Annotated in this window: 17 protein-coding genes; 7 read left to right on the top strand and 10 right to left on the bottom strand. The window is 68.1% G+C overall.

Annotation, left to right across the window (positions count from 1 at the left end):
* The first annotated feature begins 18 nt into the window (after window positions 1-18).
* Entirely contained in the window at window positions 19-801 is a 783-nt protein-coding gene (locus ACLIVD_RS26225) for a TetR/AcrR family transcriptional regulator (protein WP_491930865.1), read from the top strand.
* Here ACLIVD_RS26225 and ACLIVD_RS26220 read toward each other — a convergent pair.
* Window positions 748-2,349: an adenylate/guanylate cyclase domain-containing protein gene (locus tag ACLIVD_RS26220; protein ID WP_283353810.1), complete on the bottom strand. Its 1,602-nt coding sequence runs from the start codon at window positions 2,347-2,349 to the stop codon at window positions 748-750. The genes ACLIVD_RS26225 and ACLIVD_RS26220 overlap by 54 nt on opposite strands.
* Window positions 2,350-2,385: 36 nt before the next feature.
* Between ACLIVD_RS26220 and nucS the strand changes: the two genes are divergently transcribed.
* Both nucS and ACLIVD_RS26210 read left to right on the top strand, forming a co-directional pair.
* Window positions 2,386-3,060 carry an endonuclease NucS gene (gene nucS / locus ACLIVD_RS26215; RefSeq protein ID WP_105417176.1) on the top strand — a complete coding sequence of 225 codons (675 nt, stop codon included), beginning with the start codon at window positions 2,386-2,388 and terminating at the stop codon, window positions 3,058-3,060.
* Between the two features lie 16 nt (window positions 3,061-3,076).
* Complete coding sequence (locus ACLIVD_RS26210; protein WP_418341128.1) at window positions 3,077-3,403, top strand: Rv1322 family protein; 327 nt, start codon at window positions 3,077-3,079, stop codon at window positions 3,401-3,403.
* Here the strand turns inward: ACLIVD_RS26210 and ACLIVD_RS26205 are convergent.
* Window positions 3,400-4,485, bottom strand: coding sequence for a hypothetical protein (locus ACLIVD_RS26205; protein WP_491930864.1), 1,086 nt, complete (start codon window positions 4,483-4,485; stop codon window positions 3,400-3,402). The two genes, ACLIVD_RS26210 and ACLIVD_RS26205, sit on opposite strands and share 4 nt — an antisense overlap.
* 68 nt (window positions 4,486-4,553) lie before the next feature.
* On the bottom strand, window positions 4,554-5,027 hold the full coding sequence (gene mce, locus ACLIVD_RS26200) for a methylmalonyl-CoA epimerase (protein WP_005248354.1): 474 nt from the start codon (window positions 5,025-5,027) through the stop codon (window positions 4,554-4,556).
* Window positions 5,028-5,121: 94 nt separating this feature from the next.
* Between mce and ACLIVD_RS26195 the strand changes: the two genes are divergently transcribed.
* From ACLIVD_RS26195 to ACLIVD_RS26185, 3 genes are all read left to right on the top strand, one after another.
* Window positions 5,122-6,315 carry an acetyl-CoA C-acetyltransferase gene (locus tag ACLIVD_RS26195; RefSeq protein ID WP_283333528.1) on the top strand — a complete coding sequence of 398 codons (1,194 nt, stop codon included), beginning with the start codon at window positions 5,122-5,124 and terminating at the stop codon, window positions 6,313-6,315.
* 64 nt (window positions 6,316-6,379) lie between these two features.
* Window positions 6,380-6,751 carry a DUF3817 domain-containing protein gene (locus ACLIVD_RS26190; RefSeq protein WP_491930863.1) on the top strand — a complete coding sequence of 124 codons (372 nt, stop codon included), beginning with the start codon at window positions 6,380-6,382 and terminating at the stop codon, window positions 6,749-6,751.
* Window positions 6,752-6,869: 118 nt separating this feature from the next.
* On the top strand, window positions 6,870-7,787 hold the full coding sequence (locus ACLIVD_RS26185) for a tetratricopeptide repeat protein (RefSeq protein WP_491930862.1): 918 nt from the start codon (window positions 6,870-6,872) through the stop codon (window positions 7,785-7,787).
* A gap of 55 nt (window positions 7,788-7,842) precedes the next feature.
* Here the strand turns inward: ACLIVD_RS26185 and ACLIVD_RS26180 are convergent, their stop codons facing one another.
* Genes ACLIVD_RS26180 through ACLIVD_RS26165 form a run of 4 tightly spaced genes read right to left on the bottom strand, consistent with a single transcriptional unit; the run spans window position 7,843 to window position 11,994 of the window.
* On the bottom strand, window positions 7,843-9,156 hold the full coding sequence (locus ACLIVD_RS26180; protein WP_491930861.1) for an MFS transporter: 1,314 nt from the start codon (window positions 9,154-9,156) through the stop codon (window positions 7,843-7,845).
* A 5-nt stretch (window positions 9,157-9,161) separates the two neighbouring features.
* Entirely contained in the window at window positions 9,162-10,310 is a 1,149-nt protein-coding gene (gene dgoD, locus ACLIVD_RS26175; RefSeq protein ID WP_283353805.1) for a galactonate dehydratase, read from the bottom strand.
* A gap of 53 nt (window positions 10,311-10,363) precedes the next feature.
* Complete coding sequence (locus tag ACLIVD_RS26170; protein ID WP_283353804.1) at window positions 10,364-10,987, bottom strand: 2-dehydro-3-deoxy-6-phosphogalactonate aldolase; 624 nt, start codon at window positions 10,985-10,987, stop codon at window positions 10,364-10,366.
* Window positions 10,984-11,994: a 2-dehydro-3-deoxygalactonokinase gene (locus ACLIVD_RS26165; protein ID WP_283353803.1), complete on the bottom strand. Its 1,011-nt coding sequence runs from the start codon at window positions 11,992-11,994 to the stop codon at window positions 10,984-10,986. Before ACLIVD_RS26165 ends, ACLIVD_RS26170 begins: the two co-directional genes overlap by 4 nt.
* 51 nt (window positions 11,995-12,045) lie before the next feature.
* Here ACLIVD_RS26165 and ACLIVD_RS26160 point away from each other — a divergent pair, with 51 nt between their 5' ends.
* The gene (locus ACLIVD_RS26160) at window positions 12,046-12,831 is read left to right on the top strand and encodes an IclR family transcriptional regulator (RefSeq protein WP_348539685.1); all 786 of its coding nucleotides are present in this window, start codon (window positions 12,046-12,048) and stop codon (window positions 12,829-12,831) included.
* 34 nt (window positions 12,832-12,865) lie between these two features.
* Here the strand turns inward: ACLIVD_RS26160 and ACLIVD_RS26155 are convergent, their stop codons facing one another.
* The 3 genes from ACLIVD_RS26155 to ACLIVD_RS26145 are packed head-to-tail and all read right to left on the bottom strand — an operon-like array spanning window position 12,866 to window position 18,550.
* On the bottom strand, window positions 12,866-14,287 hold the full coding sequence (locus ACLIVD_RS26155) for a neutral zinc metallopeptidase (protein WP_283353802.1): 1,422 nt from the start codon (window positions 14,285-14,287) through the stop codon (window positions 12,866-12,868).
* Window positions 14,288-14,333: 46 nt separating this feature from the next.
* A complete protein-coding gene (gene glgB, locus ACLIVD_RS26150) occupies window positions 14,334-16,532 on the bottom strand; it encodes a 1,4-alpha-glucan branching protein GlgB (RefSeq protein ID WP_491930860.1) in 2,199 nt (732 codons plus the stop codon).
* Window positions 16,532-18,550 (bottom strand): alpha-1,4-glucan--maltose-1-phosphate maltosyltransferase, encoded by a 2,019-nt coding sequence (locus tag ACLIVD_RS26145; RefSeq protein ID WP_283333537.1) that lies wholly within the window; start codon window positions 18,548-18,550, stop codon window positions 16,532-16,534. Before ACLIVD_RS26145 ends, glgB begins: the two co-directional genes overlap by 1 nt.
* Window positions 18,551-18,706: the final 156 nt, after the last annotated feature.

Here is an 18,706-nt window from a genome sequence, read left to right as displayed (position 1 = left end):
CCGTGGGAAGATCTCGGCATGGGTAGAAGCGCGACACCGGAGGGCGACCCCGCCCGCACCATGGAGCTGCTGTGGGGTGGCGGCAGTACGCCGATCTCGCGCCCCCGCAACGGGAAGCCGAGCCTGACGCTCGACCGGATCGTCGAGGCCGCCATCTCCGTCGCGGATGCGGAAGGGCTGGACGCCGTCTCGATGCGCCGGCTGGCAGCCGAACTCGGCGCCGGCGCGATGTCGCTGTACACGCACGTTCCCGGAAAGACGGAACTGGTGGAGGTGATGCTCGATCGCGCGCTGTCCACACTCGAGCCGGCCGACGACACCGATGCGGGGTGGCGCGAGCGTCTCGCGGCCGCCGCTCACGACTACTTCCAACTGCTGTGCGCCCACCCGTGGATGCTCGGCGTCGTTGCGCTGAGCCGGCCGGTTCTGGGGCCCGGCGGGATGGCCAAGTACGAGCGGGAACTACGTGCGGTCGAGGGGCTGGGACTGTCGGACCTCGACATGGACTCCGTCGTCACGCTTCTCGACAGTTTCGTCGCGGGCGCGGCGCGCGCCGCGGTGGATGCGGCCGCGCTCGCCGCCCAGGGGGAGGCGGACAGCGAATGGTGGCAGCGCGTTGCTCCGCACTTCGAAAAGGTCTTCGACCTCAACCGGTTCCCGCTGGCCGCCCGGGTCGGGGCCTCGGCGGGGGAACACCACGACGCTGCGTACGCGCCTGCCCACGCCTTCGAATTCGGGCTGGCCCGGCTACTCGACGGAGTCGGCGCCCTCATCGTCGACGGCGGAACCGGCGGGGAGTAGTTCGGCGGGAACGGCCAGCGTGGTCGGTTCGACACGGCCGCGCAGGGTGACGGTGTCGGTGAGTTGCCACCGCCTGCGCTCGTCGTCGGATGCCGCGTCGATCGCCCGCTCGGACGCGACGACGTGTCCGGACACGTTCTTGGCGAGTTCGGACAACCGCGCCGCCTCGTTGACCGGATCGCCGATCACCGTGTACTCGAAACGTTCGTGGGCGCCGATGTTTCCGGCCACGGCGCGACCAGCCGCCACTCCGATTCCCGCATCGCACTCCGGTACCTCGGCGGTGAGCCGTTCGCGGAGGGCCCGAGCGGCGGACAGCGCGGCGCCTGCATGGTCGTCGAGCGCCACGGGTGCCCCGAAGATGGCCAGCGCTGCGTCACCTTCGAACTTGTTGACGAACCCGTCTCGCCGATCGACCTCGTCGACGACCACGTTGAAGAAGCGGTTGAGCAGGTCCACGACCTCCCCGGGCGACCGGGTGGCTGCGATCGTGGTGGACCCGATGATGTCGACGAACAGGACCGCCACGTCACGTTCCTCCCCGCCGAGTTCGGGGTTGTGGCGGAGGGCCTGGGACGCCACTTCCTGCCCGACGTGGCGCCCGAACAGGTCGCGGATCCGCTCGCGTTCGCGGAGTCCCTCGGCCATCCGGTTGAACCCGGTCTGCAGCGCGCCGAGTTCGGTGCCGTCGTACACGACGACCTCGGCGTCGAGATCGCCCTCCGCCACCTTCGCCATGCCCAGCGACACCGAGCGGATGGGTGCCTCGGTGGCACGGACACTGATCACGACCAGCAGCAGGCCGAAGAGCAGGATCACACCACCCAGCGCGAGGATCGACACCGCGAGGCTGGTCGGACTCGCCGGCCGGATGAAACTGAAGATCGCGATGAGCATCAGACCGAGCACGGGAACACCCGTCCCGAGGATCCACGCCAGTGCGGTGCGGCCGGTGATGCCCAGGGTTCGGCGGGGTCGCGGTCCGTCCGATCCCAGTGCCCGGGCGGCGATGGGGCGGAGGGCGAACTCCGTCAGCAGGTAGCAGAACGCGGAGACCGTGATCCCGGCCAACGCAATCGTGAACGCGACCTTCGGAATGGTCTGGGGATCGATGATGCCGTACAAAGTCGTGAAGAACACCAGCCCAATGCCCCACAACGCCGCCTGGACACGCGTCAGACGCCACGGTGCGCGAAACGCCGCCGACCGGTCGTGGTCGGTGGGCACGTCGTCCTCCGTCGCCCACCGGAGATCCGACACCAGTCGCTTGGTGCCCCACGTCACGCCGACCAGGACCGCGCACAGCACGAACACGGGCACCGCGACGAAGTTGGCGATCACGAACTCGCTCGACCACACACTCGGGCCGGGGACCACGACACTGACGAGCAGGCAGGTGATCACCGCGCCGACCAGGTTGGTGAACACCAGCGGGGCGGTCAGCAGCAGCTGGACACGGATCCGCCGCCTGCGGGGACTCTCGTCCGGTGACCCGAGCAACCACGACCCCAGCGGGGCGACGGATCGACGGGGGCTGCGCATAGTCATTCGAGACTAGTCGGCGCGATCCCTTAGGGTGGGCGGGTGCGCCTAGTGATTGCCAGATGCCGAGTCGACTACGTAGGCCGTTTGACGGCACATCTGCCCACCGCTCGTCGCCTGTTGTTGATCAAGGCCGACGGTTCCGTGAGCATCCACGCCGACGACCGCGCCTACAAGCCGCTGAACTGGATGAGCCCGCCCTGCTGGCTCGTCGAAGACACCGTGGAAGACGCCGAAGCGCTGTGGGTGGTGACCAACAAGGCCGGTGAGGAACTGCGGATCACCATCGAGGAGATCGAGCACGACTCCCGTCACGAACTCGGTGTCGATCCGGGGCTCGTCAAGGACGGTGTCGAGGCGCACCTGCAGGAGCTGCTCGCCGAACACGTCGAAACGCTCGGCAGCGGTTACACGCTCGTCCGGCGCGAGTACATGACGGCCATCGGTCCCGTCGACCTGCTGTGCCGGAACGCCGACGGGGCTTCCGTCGCCGTGGAGATCAAGCGCCGCGGAGACATCGACGGTGTCGAGCAACTCACCCGGTACCTCGAACTGCTCAACCGGGATCCGCTGCTGGCGCCGGTGAGCGGTGTCTTCGCCGCCCAGCAGATCAAGCCGCAGGCCAAAACCCTTGCCACCGACCGCGGAATCCGGTGCCTGGTGCTCGACTACGAAGCGCTGCGCGGCACCGAGAGCACCGAGTTCCGGCTCTTCTGAGGCCTAGGCTGAACCCGTGCCCCGTCGTAAACCGCAGCGAAAGAACACACGCCGCAACGCGCCCCCGGACACGTCCGAGGGCTCGCTGTTCGGTAGTGCAATGATGCGTCAGGAATCCGGGCCCGCGGGCTTCGCCGACGAGAGCTTCATCGTGCGCACGATCCCCGGGGCCCGGGCCACCAAGTCCTACCGGTGCCCCGGCTGCGATCACGACATCCGGCCGGGCGTCGCCCACCTGGTCACCTGGCCGGCCGAATACGGCGGAGCCGAGGACCGGCGGCACTGGCACACCGGGTGCTGGTCGGGACGCAGCACCCGGGGCCTCACACGCAGGTGGTCCTAGCTTCCCGTCTTCACGGTCCGCTGATCCGCCGTCCGGTTCGCCGGGTTCTTCTCGACGGCGGACAGCACTGCAGTGTCCTCGTCGGAGTTGTCCGTCTCGTCCGCGGAGTTCTTCCCGGACTCGTTCTGCGCGGACTTCCGGTCCGCGCCACCGGCCGTTGCCGACTTGCTGTTCGTGTGCTCGGTGGAGCGCTTCTCCGAGCTCGATGCCGCGGTGTCGGGCTGCGCGTCCAATAGTTCGCTCTCCCGGTTGACCGACGCCAACATTGCGGGAACGGAATCGAGCTGTCCCCGAATCCCCAAGAGCTGCGCCAGGATCCGGCCGCGGAGTACGCGAAGTTCTTCCGCCAGTTCCTTGGCGTGGGCGATCTTGCGCTCCGACTGGTCGGTGGCCGCCTGCAGCCTGCGCTCCGCCTCGTGTGTGGCGTCGGCGAGACGACGCTGCGCCTCGGCCTTGCTGGTGGACTCGAGCTCGTTGACCGCCGTGATCGTCTTCTGGCGGCGCTCGGACATCGCGAGGTCGAAGTCTTCCTGCACCTGCGACCGACGCAGTTCGGCCTCGGCGGCGAGGCGGTCGCGCTCGGACTGAGCGGCCTCGACGATCCTCGCCGCCTCCGTGCGGGCCTTCGCCATGGTCTGCTCGTGCTGAATCTCGAGAGCGCTCCGGCGGTCTTCGAGTTCCGCGACCAGCGACTCGTACTGGCCGCGGAGCTGCGCGCCCTCCTGCTCGGCGACGGAGATCATCTCGGCGGCGTCGGCCTCGGCCTTCGCGCGCACCTCGGACGCCTCGTCCGACGCGAGCCGGAGCATGCGCGAGATGCGGTCGCTCATTCCCTCCGCGGTGGTCGGCGGAACGGACAGGCGGTCGACATCCTTGCGCAGATCGTCGATCTCGTCCCGCGCATCGTCGAGCTGCTTGGCGAGATCCCGCGCCTGCGCCGCCGCGGCGTCGCGGTCGGCGGCAGTGACGCGGAGCTCGGCGTCGAATCGCTCGAAGTAGTTGCGTACCTCGTCCCGGTCGAATCCCTTGCGCACGGTGGAAAAGGGAAGGGGGATCGAACCACGGTCCTGCTCGTTTACCATGGCCGCCAATCTACCTGGGCAAAGTAGAACTTGTCTCTGCGCCTGGTACCCGGCGGCCGGCCACAGCTCTAGTGGGTCGCCGACGGCTCGACGAGCTCGACGAGAACTCCGCCCGCATCCTTCGGGTGGACGAAATTGATGCGCGAATCGGCGGTGCCGCGGCGCGGTGCGTCGTACAGCAGCCGTACACCGCGCTCGCGCAACTGGGCGGAGATGGCGTCGATGTCCGTGACGCGGTACGCGAGCTGCTGGAGACCGGGGCCGCTGCGATCGATGAACTTGGCGATGGTCGAGTTCTCGTTCAACGGTGCGAGAAGCTGCAGCGCGGTGCTGCCCTCGGGGGAGCCGACCACGCTCAGCATCGCTTCGCGTACGCCCTGCTCCTCGTTCACCTCTTCGTGCGTCGACACCATGCCGAGGTGTTCGGAGTACCACGCGATGGCGGCGTCGAGGTCGGGAACCGCGATGCCGACGTGGTCGATGGCGGTCACCAGGTCCGAGGACAGCGGTGACGTGGTCTGGGTGGGGGAGGACTGTGTCATGCTCCCGACGTTAGCGCTACCGTTTCGGTAGTTCTCGTCGGGATGTGACTTCCGTCGCCCCGCACCTGTCTACTCGTCTCACGCGGAGGAAATCGTGACCAGTTCTGTGATCGTCGCCGGAGCCCGGACCCCGATGGGCCGGTTGCTGGGTTCGTTGAAGGATGTGTCGGGTTCGGATCTGGGTGGCGTGGCGATTCGTGGTGCGTTGGAGAAGGCGGGCGTCGCTCCCGAGCAGGTCGAGTACGTGATCATGGGTCAGGTGCTGACGGCGGGGGCGGGTCAGATCCCGGCGCGGCAGGCTGCGGTGGCCGCGGGGATCGGGATGGATGTGCCGGCCCTGACCATCAACAAGGTGTGTCTGTCGGGGATCGACGCGATCGCATTGGCGGATCAGCTGATCCGGGCCGGCGAGTTCGACGTCGTCGTCGCCGGGGGTCAGGAGTCGATGTCGCGCGCCCCGCACCTGCTGGAGAAGTCGCGGGAGGGTTTCAAGTACGGCGACGTCACGATGCGCGACCACATGGCCTTCGACGGGTTGTACGACATCTTCACCGATCAGGCGATGGGGAGTCTGACCGAGGCGAAGAACGCGGAGGACGGGCAGCGGATCAGCCGCGAGGAGCAGGACGCGTTCGCGGCCGCGTCGCATCAGAAGGCGGCCCGGGCCTGGAAGGACGGGGTGTTCGACGACGAGGTGGTGCCGGTGCCGGTGCCGCAGCGCAAGGGTGATCCGGTGCTGGTCGGCTCCGACGAGGGCGTGCGCGGCGATACGACGGTCGAATCCCTGGCCAGGCTGCGGCCGGCGTTCAGTAAGGACGGCACGGTCACCGCAGGGTCGGCGTCGCAGATCTCCGACGGTGCGGCCGCTGTCGTGGTGATGAGCAAGGCGAAGGCGCAGGAACTCGGGGTGTCGTGGATCGCCGAGATCGGCGCGCACGGGGTGGTGGCGGGTCCGGATTCGACGTTGCAGTCGCAGCCGGCGCGGGCCATCGCGAAGGCGTGCGCCAAGGAGGGGATCGACCCCAAGGAGCTGGATCTGGTGGAGATCAACGAGGCCTTCGCCGCGGTGGGGATCGCGTCGACGCGGGAGCTGGGGTTGGATCCGGAGATCGTGAACGTCAACGGCGGGGCGATCGCGATGGGGCACCCGCTGGGGATGTCGGGGGCGCGGATCGCATTGCATCTGGCGTTGGAGCTGCGTCGTCGCGGCGGGGGTGTGGGCGCTGCGGCGCTGTGCGGTGGTGGCGGCCAGGGTGACGCCCTGATCGTGCGCGTCCCCAAGGCGTGACACGACGACAGTCCGTGGTGGTGTATCTCACACCACTACGGACTGTCGTAGATGGTCGGGCACAATGGTCGTCATGGCGAACGTCTTCGATCTCAGCACCACGGCCAAGCGCTTCCGATTTGTCGCAATTCTGGAGGCCTTCACCTGGCTCGGCCTCCTCATCGGCATGGCCTTCAAGTACCTGCCTGCCGACGGCAACGAGATCGGCGTGAAGATCTTCGGCCCCATCCACGGCGGCGTCTTCGTCCTGTACCTGCTCATCTCGCTGTGGACCGCCCGCAAGCTGAGCTGGAATCTGGTCACCACCTTCTGGGCGCTCGTCGCCAGCGTCCCGCCGTTCGGCACCGTCGTATTCGAGGTCTGGGCGGCCCGCACCGGCCGGATGGGCGAACTGTCCCGGTCGAGCGCAGTGAAGAGTGAACCGTCGCTCGTCTGATCCACTCCGCGGTAGGCACGGCCCGCATTCCGGTGCGCGCTCAAATCGTGACAAACTGGTGGACGTGACTCGACCAGGTTCTCGTCCGTCAGCGCGTTCCTCAGCAGTGGCCGCAGCCATGAGCGGAGCAGTCGATCTCTCCGCCCTCAAGGAGCGTGCGGCCGCTCCGCCCCCGCCGGCGCCCGCACCCTCCGGGGACGGCGCCGCTCCGGCCGCACCCGGGAGTACCGGACTCGCCCCCGTCATCGACGTCACCGAGGCGACGTTCGAGGCGGAGGTGCTCGTCCGGTCCCAGCAGGTCCCGGTGGTCGTCGACCTGTGGGCCACCTGGTGCGAGCCGTGCAAACAACTCTCACCCCTGCTCGAAAAGCTGGCACACGAGGCAGGCGGCACCTGGGTGCTCGCCAAGGTCGACGTCGATGCCAACCCGCGCATCGCGCAGGCCTTCGGCGTCCAGTCCGTCCCGACCGTCGTCGCCATCGCCGGCGGACAGCCGCTCGCCGACTTCCAGGGCGCTCAGCCCGAACCTCAACTGCGCCAGTGGCTCGCCGCCGTCCAGCAGGCAACCGCCGGAAAGCTGTCCGGACCGCCGGCCGCGGACGGGAACGCCGACGAGCCCGAGCCGGAGGACCCGCGCTTCGTGGCCGCCGAGGCCGCGCTCGACGAAGGCGACCTGTCGGCAGCCGAAGCCGAGTTCCAGAAGATCCTCGACGAGGAACCGGCCAACACCGAGGCGCAAGGCGCGATCCGCCAGGTGCGTTTCCTCGCCCGCGTGCAGTCCGTCGATCCCGGCGCCGTCGCCGCGGCGGACGCCGCCCCGAACGACATCGACGCCCAGCTGCAGGCCGCGGACGTCGAGGTCTATTCCCAGGCCCCGGACGCGGCGTTCGCCCGGCTCATCGGAGTCGTCGCCCGCAGCGCCGGCGACGACAAGACGCGGGTACGGACACGTCTGCTGGAACTGTTCGAACTGTTCGACCCGGCCGAATCGGTCGTCATGACCGCGCGCCGGAAACTCGCCGCCGCACTGTACTGACGAGAAAACCGGGGTGAGTGCCGACGGCACTCACCCCGGTTTTCTCGTCTGATGGTCAGCTTCGAACGCGCTCCACCCGTCCGACCAGGAAGACGTACGACGCGATCCCGACCGCGGTCACCACGGTCATGTAGACGAATCCCGGCGCGAAGCTGTCGTCGGTGACGAGCAACCCGATCACGATGGGTGTCGCGATCGACGACAGGTTGCCGATGAAGTTGAACATTCCACCGGTGAGCCCGAGCAGTCGTTCCGGCGCGAGTGCCGACACCAGCGACCACGTGATCGACGCGAGCCCGTTGCCGAAGAACGCGATGGACAGGAACACGATCACCATCGCCGTCGAGTCGGTGAAGTTGGCGCCGATCACCGCAACGGTCAGCAACAGTCCCACAATGATCGGGCCCTTGCGGGCGACTCCGAGAGACACCCCCTTGCGTAGCAGGAAGTCGGAGAAGACTCCGGAGAACAGCACCCCCACGAGTGCCGCGACGAACGGCAGCGAGGCGAGGAATCCGGACTTGATGTAATCCATTTCCCGGTACTCGACGAGGTACGTGGGGAACCAGGTGAGGAAGAACCACAGCGTCGACGTGAGGCAGAACTGCCCCAGGTAGATTCCCCACAGCTTGCGCCGGCCGAGGACGGTGGCGACATCGTTCCGGGTCACGGCCGGACGTTCGGGCTGCTGCTCGTCCAGGAGGTCGACGAGTCCGCCGCCGTCGCGGATCAGGTCGATCTCGGCGTCGTTCGCCCGCGAATCGCGTGGCTCGCGGTAGAACGCGTACCACACGGCACCCCAGACCGCCCCGATCGTTCCGGTCACGATGAATACCCAGTGCCACGACAGCACGGACTGCAGCCAGGACAGGAACGGCGTGAGCAGGGCCAGTCCGATGAACTGCCCGGACGTGTAAAAGCCGATCACCGTCGCACGTTCCCGCTCGGGGTACCAGGCCGTCGCGACCCGATTGTTGATCGGATACGCGGGCGCCTCGAACACACCGACCAGCAGGCGCAACGCGATGAGCGCCACGAAGCCACCGATGACCCCCATGAACGCGGTCGCGACCGACCACAGGATGAGGCAGCCGGGGTAGAGCAGTCTCGGGGGAATCCGGTCGACCAGCCATCCACCGGGAATCTGCAGCGCCGCATAGGTCCAGCCGAACGCCGACAGGAGAAGTCCCTGCTGCGCCTTGGTGAGGTCCATTTCGTCCGCGATCGCGGGCATCGCGATAGACAGGTTCGCCCGGTCCATGTAGTTGATGACGACGGTCACGAACAGCATCACCGCGATGAGAACGCGCGCCTTCGACGCCTGCGCGGCCACCGTAGTGGACTTGCCGATCTTCTGGGTCTGCACCATTGCCCTCACCACTCCGCGAAGGATCCGTCGCTGTGGCGCCAGACCGGGTTTCGCCAGCGATGTCCTTCGGCGGCCCGCTCGATGACGTACTCCTCGTTCACCTCGATGCCCAGTCCCGGACCGGTGGGGATCCGGACCTGACCGTCCGCGTAGGTGAACACGGACGGGTCGACGAGATAGTCGAGGAGATCGTTCGACGTGTTGTAGTGGATGCCGAGGCTCTGTTCCTGGATCGTCGCGTTGTAGCAGCCCGCGTCGATCTGCAGGCACGTCGCCAGGGCGATCGGCCCGAGGGGGCAGTGCAGCGCGAGTGCCACGTCGTACGCCTCGGCCATGTGCGCGATCTTCCGGGCCTCGGTGATTCCGCCGCAGTGTGACGGATCCGGCTGGATGATGTCCACGGCCCCGGACGCGAGGACGGTTTTGAAATCCCAACGGGAGAACAACCTCTCACCCAGCGCGATCGGGATCGGCGACTGTCGCAGCACGTCGACGAAACCGTCGACGTGCTCGGAGAGGACCGGTTCCTCGACGAACATCAGCCGGAACGGTTCGAGTTCCTTCAGCAGCACCTTGGCCATCGGCTTGTGCACCCGGCCGTGGAAATCGACGCCGATGCCGATGTTCGGGCCCACTGCGTCCCGTACCGCGGCGACGTTGGCGAGGCACCGGTCCACCTTGTCCCAGGAGTCCAGGTACTGCAGTTCCTCCGTGCCGTTCATCTTCACGGCGGTGAACCCCCGGTCGACCACCTCGCGTGCCGCCTTCGCGGTGTCCGACGGGCGGTCGCCGCCGATCCAGGAATAGACCTTGATCCGGTCGCGGACGCGGCCGCCGAGAAGCTCGTACGCCGGCACGCCGAGGGCCTTGCCCTTGATGTCCCACAGGGCCTGGTCGATGCCAGCAAGCGCGCTCATGTGGATGCCGCCGCCGCGGTAGAAACCCGCGCGGTACATGACCGTCCACAGGTCCTCGATCTGCGTCGGATCCTGCCCGATCAGGTAGTCGGACAGTTCCTCCACTGCGGCGGCGACGGACGCGGCCCGGCCTTCGAGCACCGGTTCGCCCCAGCCGACCACGCCGTCGTCCGTCTCGATCCGCAGGAACAGCCACCTGGGGAGTACGGCGTACGTGGTGAGTGACGTGATCTTCATGAGTCCTCCTGTGCGGGGCTGTGGTGGTGGCCCCGGTGGTCGTGGGTGTCGGTTCAGGCGGCTTCGGCCGACCAGATGTTCATCAGGGTGAGGGCGCGGTCGCGGACGGTGTCGGCGCCGTCCCCGGGCCGGTACAGGCAGGTTCCGAGTCCCGCGCCGCCCGCTCCCGCGGCGGCCCACTCGGCGAGGTTGGTGCGGTCGACGCCGCCGACGGGGAGCAATTCGACCTCCGTCGGCAGGACCGCCCGCCAGGCCTGCATCCCGGCTGTCCCGACCGAGTCGGAGGGGAACAGTTTGATGCTGCGCGCTCCCGCACCGACGGCGCGAAACGCCTCGGTCGGAGTGGCGGCTCCCGGATAGGGGCGCAGGTTTCGGGCAACGGCGGCGCCGATGACCTCGACGTCGGTGTTGGGGGAGACGATGATCCGGGAGCCGGCCGCTTCGGACCGGATCACGTCGTCGACGCTCAGCACGGTCCCGGCCCCGATGACGCAGACGTCGCCGACGGCCGCCGCCAACCGCTCGATCGAGTCGAACGGTCGCGGCGAGTTCAGCGGGACCTCGATCGCCGTGAACCCGGCGTCGACGAGGGCCGAGCCGACGGCGACGATCTCCTCCGGGGTGATGCCGCGCAGAATGGCGATCAAACCGGTGGTTGTAGTGACTGTGGTGCTCATAGTGACTCCTTCTCGGGATTCGTGGATGGCGCCGGGTCGACCAGCCCCGCATCGAGCGCCACCCGCCACAGCCCCTGTGCCGCGGCTTCCTCGGCGACGATGTCGGCGGCCACGCCGTGAACACGCAGTCCGGCTGCGTAGCGTCGGCAGAGATCGGCGTTTCCGCACAACAGCATTCGATTCTCGGCGGTGTACTGGGGCAGGAGATGCCGGATTTCGTCGGCGATGATCACGCCGGAGACGTAGTCGGGAAGCGAGCCCGGATCGAGGAGTCCGTCGAGCACGAGCGCGCGTGCGCCGAACAGTTCGGCGGGCAGTCCGCGTGACGGCGTCGACGTTCCGGTGGCGAGGCCCCGCTCGAACGCGGCATCGTCGCGCACGGCGGTGGTGGCGGTGCGGCCGAGGATGCCGTGCCGGATCACCAGGCCGTACAACTCGCCCGACATCGACGTGGCGAACGAGACGATCTTGCGGTTCTCGACTCGTGCCCACTTGGTGTGTGTTCCGGGGAGCACGATCGTCAGTGGGCGGTCGGTCGGGGGGAGCATGCCCAGTGCCCCGATGATCTGCGTCTCCTCGCCCCGCATGACGTCGCCGGCCACAGTGCCGTCGGCCGCGGGGGCGACGCGCAGGCCGGGTACGACGTGCAGAACTCCGCGTGGATGGGCGACCGTGGTCAGGTCGTCGGCGCCGATCGCGAGATCGGTCGGTGTGGTCAGATAGCCGGCTTCGCGCCAACCCTGGGCGCTGCCGACCATGCCGCACGCGATCGCCGGGAGATTGGGGGTGGCCGCGATCCAGTCGCCGCAGGCCTCGTCGAAGGCGGCTTCGTAGTCACGGGTGCGCGATGCGGGGTCGTCTCCGGTGGTGCCGAGCAAGCCGAAGTCCGGCCGGCGAACGTCCAGAATGCGGCCGCCGTCGCCGAGGAGCCAGGCGCGCTGTGACGACGTGCCCCAGTCGAGGGCGATCAGCCGCGGTGCCGAGGGGGCGGGGGTGTTCTGGATCACGCGAACCACTATCGGACGCGAATCCCATAATGACGAACATGGTCCCTATATGTGGGACAGTGGGGTGTGGCGATTCCTCCGTACGACATTCCACCCGGCACGCAGACGCTCGCCCGAGGGCTGGCGGTGGTCCGTGCCGTCTCCGACGGCGCGCAGGATCTCCGCGCGGTCGTCGAGAGCACCGGGCTGGGGCGCAGCACCGCGCACCGTCTCGTGCAGTTGCTGGTCCACGAGGGCTACCTCCGGAGCGGAAGCCGCGGCTACACCCTCGGCCCGACGTTGATCGAACTGGGGTTCAAGGCGTTGCACGGCAACCCGCTGCCCGTCGTCGCGCGCCCGATCCTCGAGGAGCTGTCGGCGCACGTCCACGACACCGTGCACCTGGCGGTCGAGGACGGCGGTTCGGTGCTGTACCTCGACAAGTTGCCGGGGTCGCGGGGTGCCGAGATGCGCTCCCGCATCGGGCACCGCATGCCGCTGACCCGCGCCGGGGTCGGAAAGGCTCTGCTGCTGGATTCCGCCGAGCGCTGGGATGCGCTGTACGAGAGCGACGCCGCGCAGGGACAGCGGCCGCCGGGCTCCCGCGGATCGGCGGACTTCCTCGCGCGCATGCAGGACTACGCGCGGCGGGGCGCGGCGATGGACCTCGAGGACAACGAACCCGGAATCCGCTGCGTGGCGGCGCCGGTGCGGGACGCGTCGTGCGCGATCGTCGGTGCGATCAGCGTGTCGGCCACGAGCCCGTACATGCCCGACGAGCGCATGCGCGGACTCGTTCCGGTCGTGTGCCGGGCCGCCGGGCGGATCTCCGCGGCGCTCGGCTACCGGGAAATCTGACGCAGCGGTCGGGGGACGTCACGTGGTGGGACGGTCAGCGGTACCGGCCCTCGCAGGCCTGCTCACCGCCGAGCACTCCGGTGCGGAACGCGTCCACCCGGGAGAATCCGCTCGGCACGGTCTCCCCGTTGACGTCACTGGCCGCGAGTCCGTCGGTGAGCAGCCCCGACACGGCCTCGTCGAGGTCGCCCGGGGACAACCACACGCTGCCTGCCTCCAGGGAAGCGGGACTGTCCGGGCTCAACGCGCTGGTGACGACACCGGACAGGCAGGCGGCTCGCAGCGCGGTCTGGGGTGAGTGCAGATCGTTACCCCGGTCCCGTTGCAACGCCAGGGTGTACCGCGACGCGAGCAGGACGTACGCGTTGTAGTCGCCGGTGAGTTTGGTCTGGAACAGTTCCCGCCTGCCCGGGCGGCCCGGTGTGCCGCGTTCGGCGAGGGCGTCGACACTGACCCCGATCGTGTTGGTGGCCGGGCAGTACGACACCGGTTCGGTCGCGTCGGCGTCGGGGCAGTCGAGGTCGGCGCCGTCGAGTTGCAGCGTGGGGGGATCGCTGAGATCGAAGATCTGCTGGAAGGACGTGAAGAACGCCTCGAGCGACTCCTCGGTGACGGGGAGTTCGCCGTCGTCGCTCTCGTCGTCGAACCGCTGAGGCAGATCTGCGCGACGCGAGACGATCTCCTTCTCGTCGATGCGCGTGCACGGCGCCGGACCGTCCGTGAAACCGATCTGGGTGGCGGTGACACGTTCGAACGCCGAGCCGTGCACGTTGTCGGGATCGTTCGGGTCGGTGTCCCCGATGGCGACCGCGGACGCCAGTACCTTGTTCAGCCCGTCCGACGTGTTCAGCGTGAAGTGGGTCGCCTTGTCTTCCGCGATGTACCGCATGAACGCCCCCGCGAAGCAGTCGGCCTGCTGTTCCCGCACGATGCCACCGCCCACGTTCTCGTCCGCGATTCCCGCCTTCGTCTGCACGGCGTGCCCGTACTCGTGCGCCAGAACGAAGACGGCCGCGACGACACCGAACTTCTCCACCACCTCGGGCAGCAGCAGCGCCCGGTCCCAGCCGATCGTGTGGTCGGTGCTGCAGTAGCCGGCGTTGAGGAGTTCCTCGGTGCGGTCCCCGCAGAAGCGCGGGCCGTCGGAGTCGCGCGGATCCCAGGAGATCAGTTCCTCGACCGGCTCGAAGTTGCGCTGGAACAGCGCGGGGAACTCGGTGCGCCAGTAGTCCTCGATGTCGCTGACCGCGTTGGCGGCCATCGTGTCGATGTCACCGCCGTCGGTGCCGGTGACGGGGAGGTCGGCGTCGGGCACGCCCTTGCGGGCACCGCTCGGACCCGACGTGGCATCGAGTCCCGCCACCTTGAACGGATCGTCGTAAATGGACGCGGCCTCACCGTCCACCGAACGCGTGCACCCGGACAGGACGACCGCAGTCACGGCCAGAACGCCCACGCTCGCAGCCCACTGCCGACGTCGGGTCAGCAAGGCCGTGCCTTCATCAACGCTCCAGACTCATCCAGATCGCGCCGTTCGCGGGCAGTGCCACCTCGGCAGAGGCGGGACGGCCGTGCCACGGCTGCGAAGTTGCCGTCACCGCACCGAGATTTCCCCAACCCGATCCCGCGTAGATCTCGGCGTCGGTGTTGAGAATTTCACGCCATTCGCCCCGTTCTGGCAAGCCCACACGATAATTCGCGTGCGGGGAACCCGAGAAATTGAACAGGCAGGCCAGGATCGACCCGTCGGTGCCGTAGCGCAGGAAGCTCAGGACGTTGTTCGCGGTGTCGTTGGCGTCGATCCAGGAGAACCCGCCCGGCGAGGTGTCGAGAGTCCACAACGCCGGGTGTTCGCGGTAGGTGGCGTTGAGGTCGTGGACGAGCCGGAGCAGACCGCGGTGGAAGCCACCGGTGTACGGGTCGTCCAGCTGGTACCAGTCGAGTCCGCGCTCCTCGGACCATTCCGCGGTCTGTCCGAATTCCTGACCCATGAACAGCAGTTGCTTGCCGGGGTGCGACCACATGTACGCCAGCAGGGCACGAACACCGGCGGCCTTCGCGTAGTCGTCGCCGGGCATCCGCGTCCACAGCGTGCCCTTGCCGTGCACCACCTCGTCGTGACTGATGGGCAGCAGATAGTTCTCGCTCCACGCGTACATCAGGGAGAACGTGATCTCGTGATGGTGATAGCTGCGGTGGACGGGATCGTGCGCCATGAAACCGAGGGTGTCGTGCATCCACCCCATGTTCCATTTCATGTTGAAACCGAGACCACCGACGTTGGTCGCGCGGGTGACACCCGGCCACGCCGTCGACTCCTCGGCGATGGTGACGACCCCGCGGTGCTGCTTGTGGACCGTGGCGTTGGTCTCCTGCAGGAAGGCGACGGCCTCGAGGTTCTCCCTGCCGCCGTGGATGTTCGGCGTCCAACCGCCCTCCGGCCGCGAATAGTCGAGGTACAGCATCGACGCGACCGCGTCGACGCGCAGACCGTCCACGTGGAACTCGTCGAGCCAGTACAGCGCGTTCGCGACGAGGAAGTTGCGCACCTCGCGGCGCCCGAAATCGAACACATATGTTCCCCAGTCGAGTTGCTCGCCGCGCTGGGGGTCGCTGTGCTCGTAGAGCGGTGTGCCGTCGAAACGTGCCAGCGCCCACTCGTCCTTGGGGAAGTGCGCGGGAACCCAGTCGACGATGACCCCGATGCCGGCGGCGTGCAGATGGTCGACGAACCACCGGAAGTCGTCGGGGGAGCCGAATCGTGAGGTGGGCGCGTAGTACGACGTGACCTGGTACCCCCACGAACCGCCGAACGGGTGCTCGGCGACCGGCAGCAGTTCGACGTGGGTGAATCCCGTCTCGGTGAGGTGGGTAGCGAGTTGTTCGGCCATCTCGCGGTAGTTCAGCCCGGGCCGCCACGAAGCGAGGTGGACCTCGTACACGCTCATCGGGGACTGCGCCGGCTCGGTGGCCGCGCGCTGCGCCAGCCATTCGGCGTCGTTCCATTCGTACGTGCTCACCGACACCCGGGACGCGGTGGCGGGCGGGACCTCGGTCGCGAAGGCCATGGGGTCGGCCTTGTCGCGCACACTGCCGTCAGGCCCGTGGACCCGGAACTTGTACAGGTCGCCGACCTCGATACCGGGAACGAACAACTCCCACACCCCGGTGGAGCCGAGTACCCGCATCGGGTAGTTCCGCCCACTCCACCCGTCGAAATCGCCGATCACACTCACTCCGCGGGCATTGGGAGCCCACACGGCGAACGAGGTGCCGGTGAAGGTGCCGTCGGGGGTGTCGTAGCGGCGGCGGTGCGCGCCGAGGATCTCCCACAGCCGCTCGTGCCTGCCCTCACCGAACAGGTGCAGGTCGAGTTCCCCCAGCGTGGGCAGGAATCGGTACCCGTCGGCGGAGACGTCGTTGTGGCCACCCGGCCACGTCGTGGACAGCCGGTAGTCCATCAGATCCCGGTACGGGACGAGTGCCCCCCACACACCGTGCGCGAGGTGCTCCAGCGAGAAGCTCGTCCCCCCGATGACGGCGTCGACGGCCTCGGCGTGGGGGCGCAGTGCGCGGATCACCGTGCCGTCGGGGTGCGGGTGTGCGCCCAGGATCGAGTGCGGGTTGTGGTGCTCGCCCCGGGACAGCAGGTCGAGGTCGGCGGCGTCCGGTGCGATGGCGACAGGCGGTTCGACGGTCACTATGTACCTCCGCGGTAGGCCAGCTTCGTTCTGGCCGGATAGGGGATCGACGGTAATGCCAGGATATGGGCCACCGAGCGCCAGGGTTCCAGGCGCACGAAGTTGGTCTGCCCCCAGTGATACTGCTCCCCGGTGACCTCGTCGAGCACGGTCAGGTGGTCGTGCCAGTCGCGGCCCAGCGCGGGCATGTCCAGCCACACGTTGCCCTGCTCGGCGCCGTAGGGGTTGAGGTTGATCACCGTCAGCACGGCATCCCCGGTGGTGGCGTCGAACTTGGAATAGGCGATCAGGGCGTCGTTGTCGACGTGGTGGAAATGGATGTTGCGCAACTGCTGCAGCGCCGGATGCTGCCTGCGGATCCGGTTGAGCGCCGTGATCCACGGTTCGAGGGACTCGCCGCGCGCGGCGGCGCCCTCGAAGTCGCGGGGACGCAGCTGATACTTCTCCGAGTCGAGGTATTCCTCACTGCCCGGTCGCACCGGAACGTGTTCGTACAGTTCGTATCCCGAGTACACCCCCCACGAGGGGGACAGTGTGGCCGCCAGGGCGGCGCGCAGGGCGAACATTCCCGGGCCGCCGGTCTGCAGGCTCTCGTGCAGGATGTCCGGGGTGTTGACGAAGAGGTTCGGGCGCGCCTCGTCGGCCTTGGCGGCGATCTCCTTGCCGAACTCCGTCAGCTCCCACTTGGCCGTCCGCCACGTGAAATACGTGTAGGACTGGGTGAAGCCGCGGCGGGCGAGACCGTACAACCGTGCGGGACGGGTGAACGCCTCGGACAGGAACAGGACGTCCGGATCCGACTTCTTGACCTCGGCGATCAGCCACTCCCAGAAGTCCGGCGGCTTGGTGTGCGGGTTGTCGACCCGGAAGATCTTGACGCCCGCCGCAACCCAGTGCCGGACGACCCGCAGGACCTCCGCGTAGATGCCGTCGCGGTCGTCGTCGAAGTTGACCGGGTAGATGTCCTGGTATTTCTTCGGCGGGTTCTCGGCGTAGGCGATGGTGCCGTCGGGGAGCACTGTGAACCATTCGGGGTGCTTCTTCGCCCACGGATGGTCCGGCGCGGCCTGCAGGGCCAGGTCGATCGCCACCTCCATGTGCAGCTTCCGGGCGGCAGCGATGAACGCCTTGAAATCGCGCATCGTCCCGAGCTGCGGATGAATCGCGTCGTGGCCGCCCTCGTCCGAGCCGATCGCCCACGGCGAACCGACGTCGTCGGGGCCGGGGGTCAGCGTGTTGTTGGGGCCCTTCCGGTTGATCTTGCCGACCGGATGGATCGGTGGGAGGTACACCACGTCGAATCCCATCGACGCGATGCGCGGAAGTGCGGCCACGGACGTGGCGAACGTGCCGTGCCGGGGCTTGCCGTTCTCGTCCCAGCCGCCGGTGGACCGCGGGAAGAACTCGTACCACGACCCGAACAGGGCACGCGTGCGATCGACGAGCACGGTGTGCGGTTCGCTCTTCGTGACGAGATCGCGCAGCGGATGTGCGCGCAGCAGTTCGGTGACGTCCGACCCGAACGCCGGGGCCACACGTTCGGAGAGGTGACGGTCGGAACGCAGCGACGCCGCGACCCCGGCCAGCCGCGAGCGGTCCGCGCGGGGGACGCCCTTCGCGGCACGCTCGAACAACTGCGCACCGATCTCGAGGTCGTTGGCCAGTTCGGCCGGCCCCTGTCCCACCGCCAGCTTGGCCTCGACCGCGTGCTTCCACGTGGTGACTGGATCGCTCCAGGCCTCGATCCGGAACGTCCAGACGCCCTCGCCGGTCGGGGTGAAGGAACCGTCGACGGTGTCGGGCACCGGACCGCCGGTCATCGGAATGCGGAAGGTCGCCGAGCCGCCCGACGCGGCACTGCGCGGTCCCCGCACCGCGAGCGTGGCGGCCACGGCGTCGTGACCTTCACGCCACACGGTTGCCCGGACGGGAAACACCTCACCCACAACGGCCTTGGCGGGATACCGACCGCACCCGATGTTCGGTTCCACGTCGTCGATACCGAGTCGACCTGTCACGCTGGGCTCCGTTCCATAGCCGGAAGTTGCCGGCGGCTCGTGGGCTGGGCCGCCCGTTCAACCGTAATGGAGTCGACCGGTTCCTGTCCGTATTGGAGTTCTGACGTCTACCCGCCCCGACACGGAGCAACGACGCCCGTAGTGCGTTATCGTTCG

This window comes from Rhodococcus sp. G6(2025) (assembly GCF_058628105.1).
This window is presented reverse-complemented; position numbering and strand designations above follow the sequence as displayed.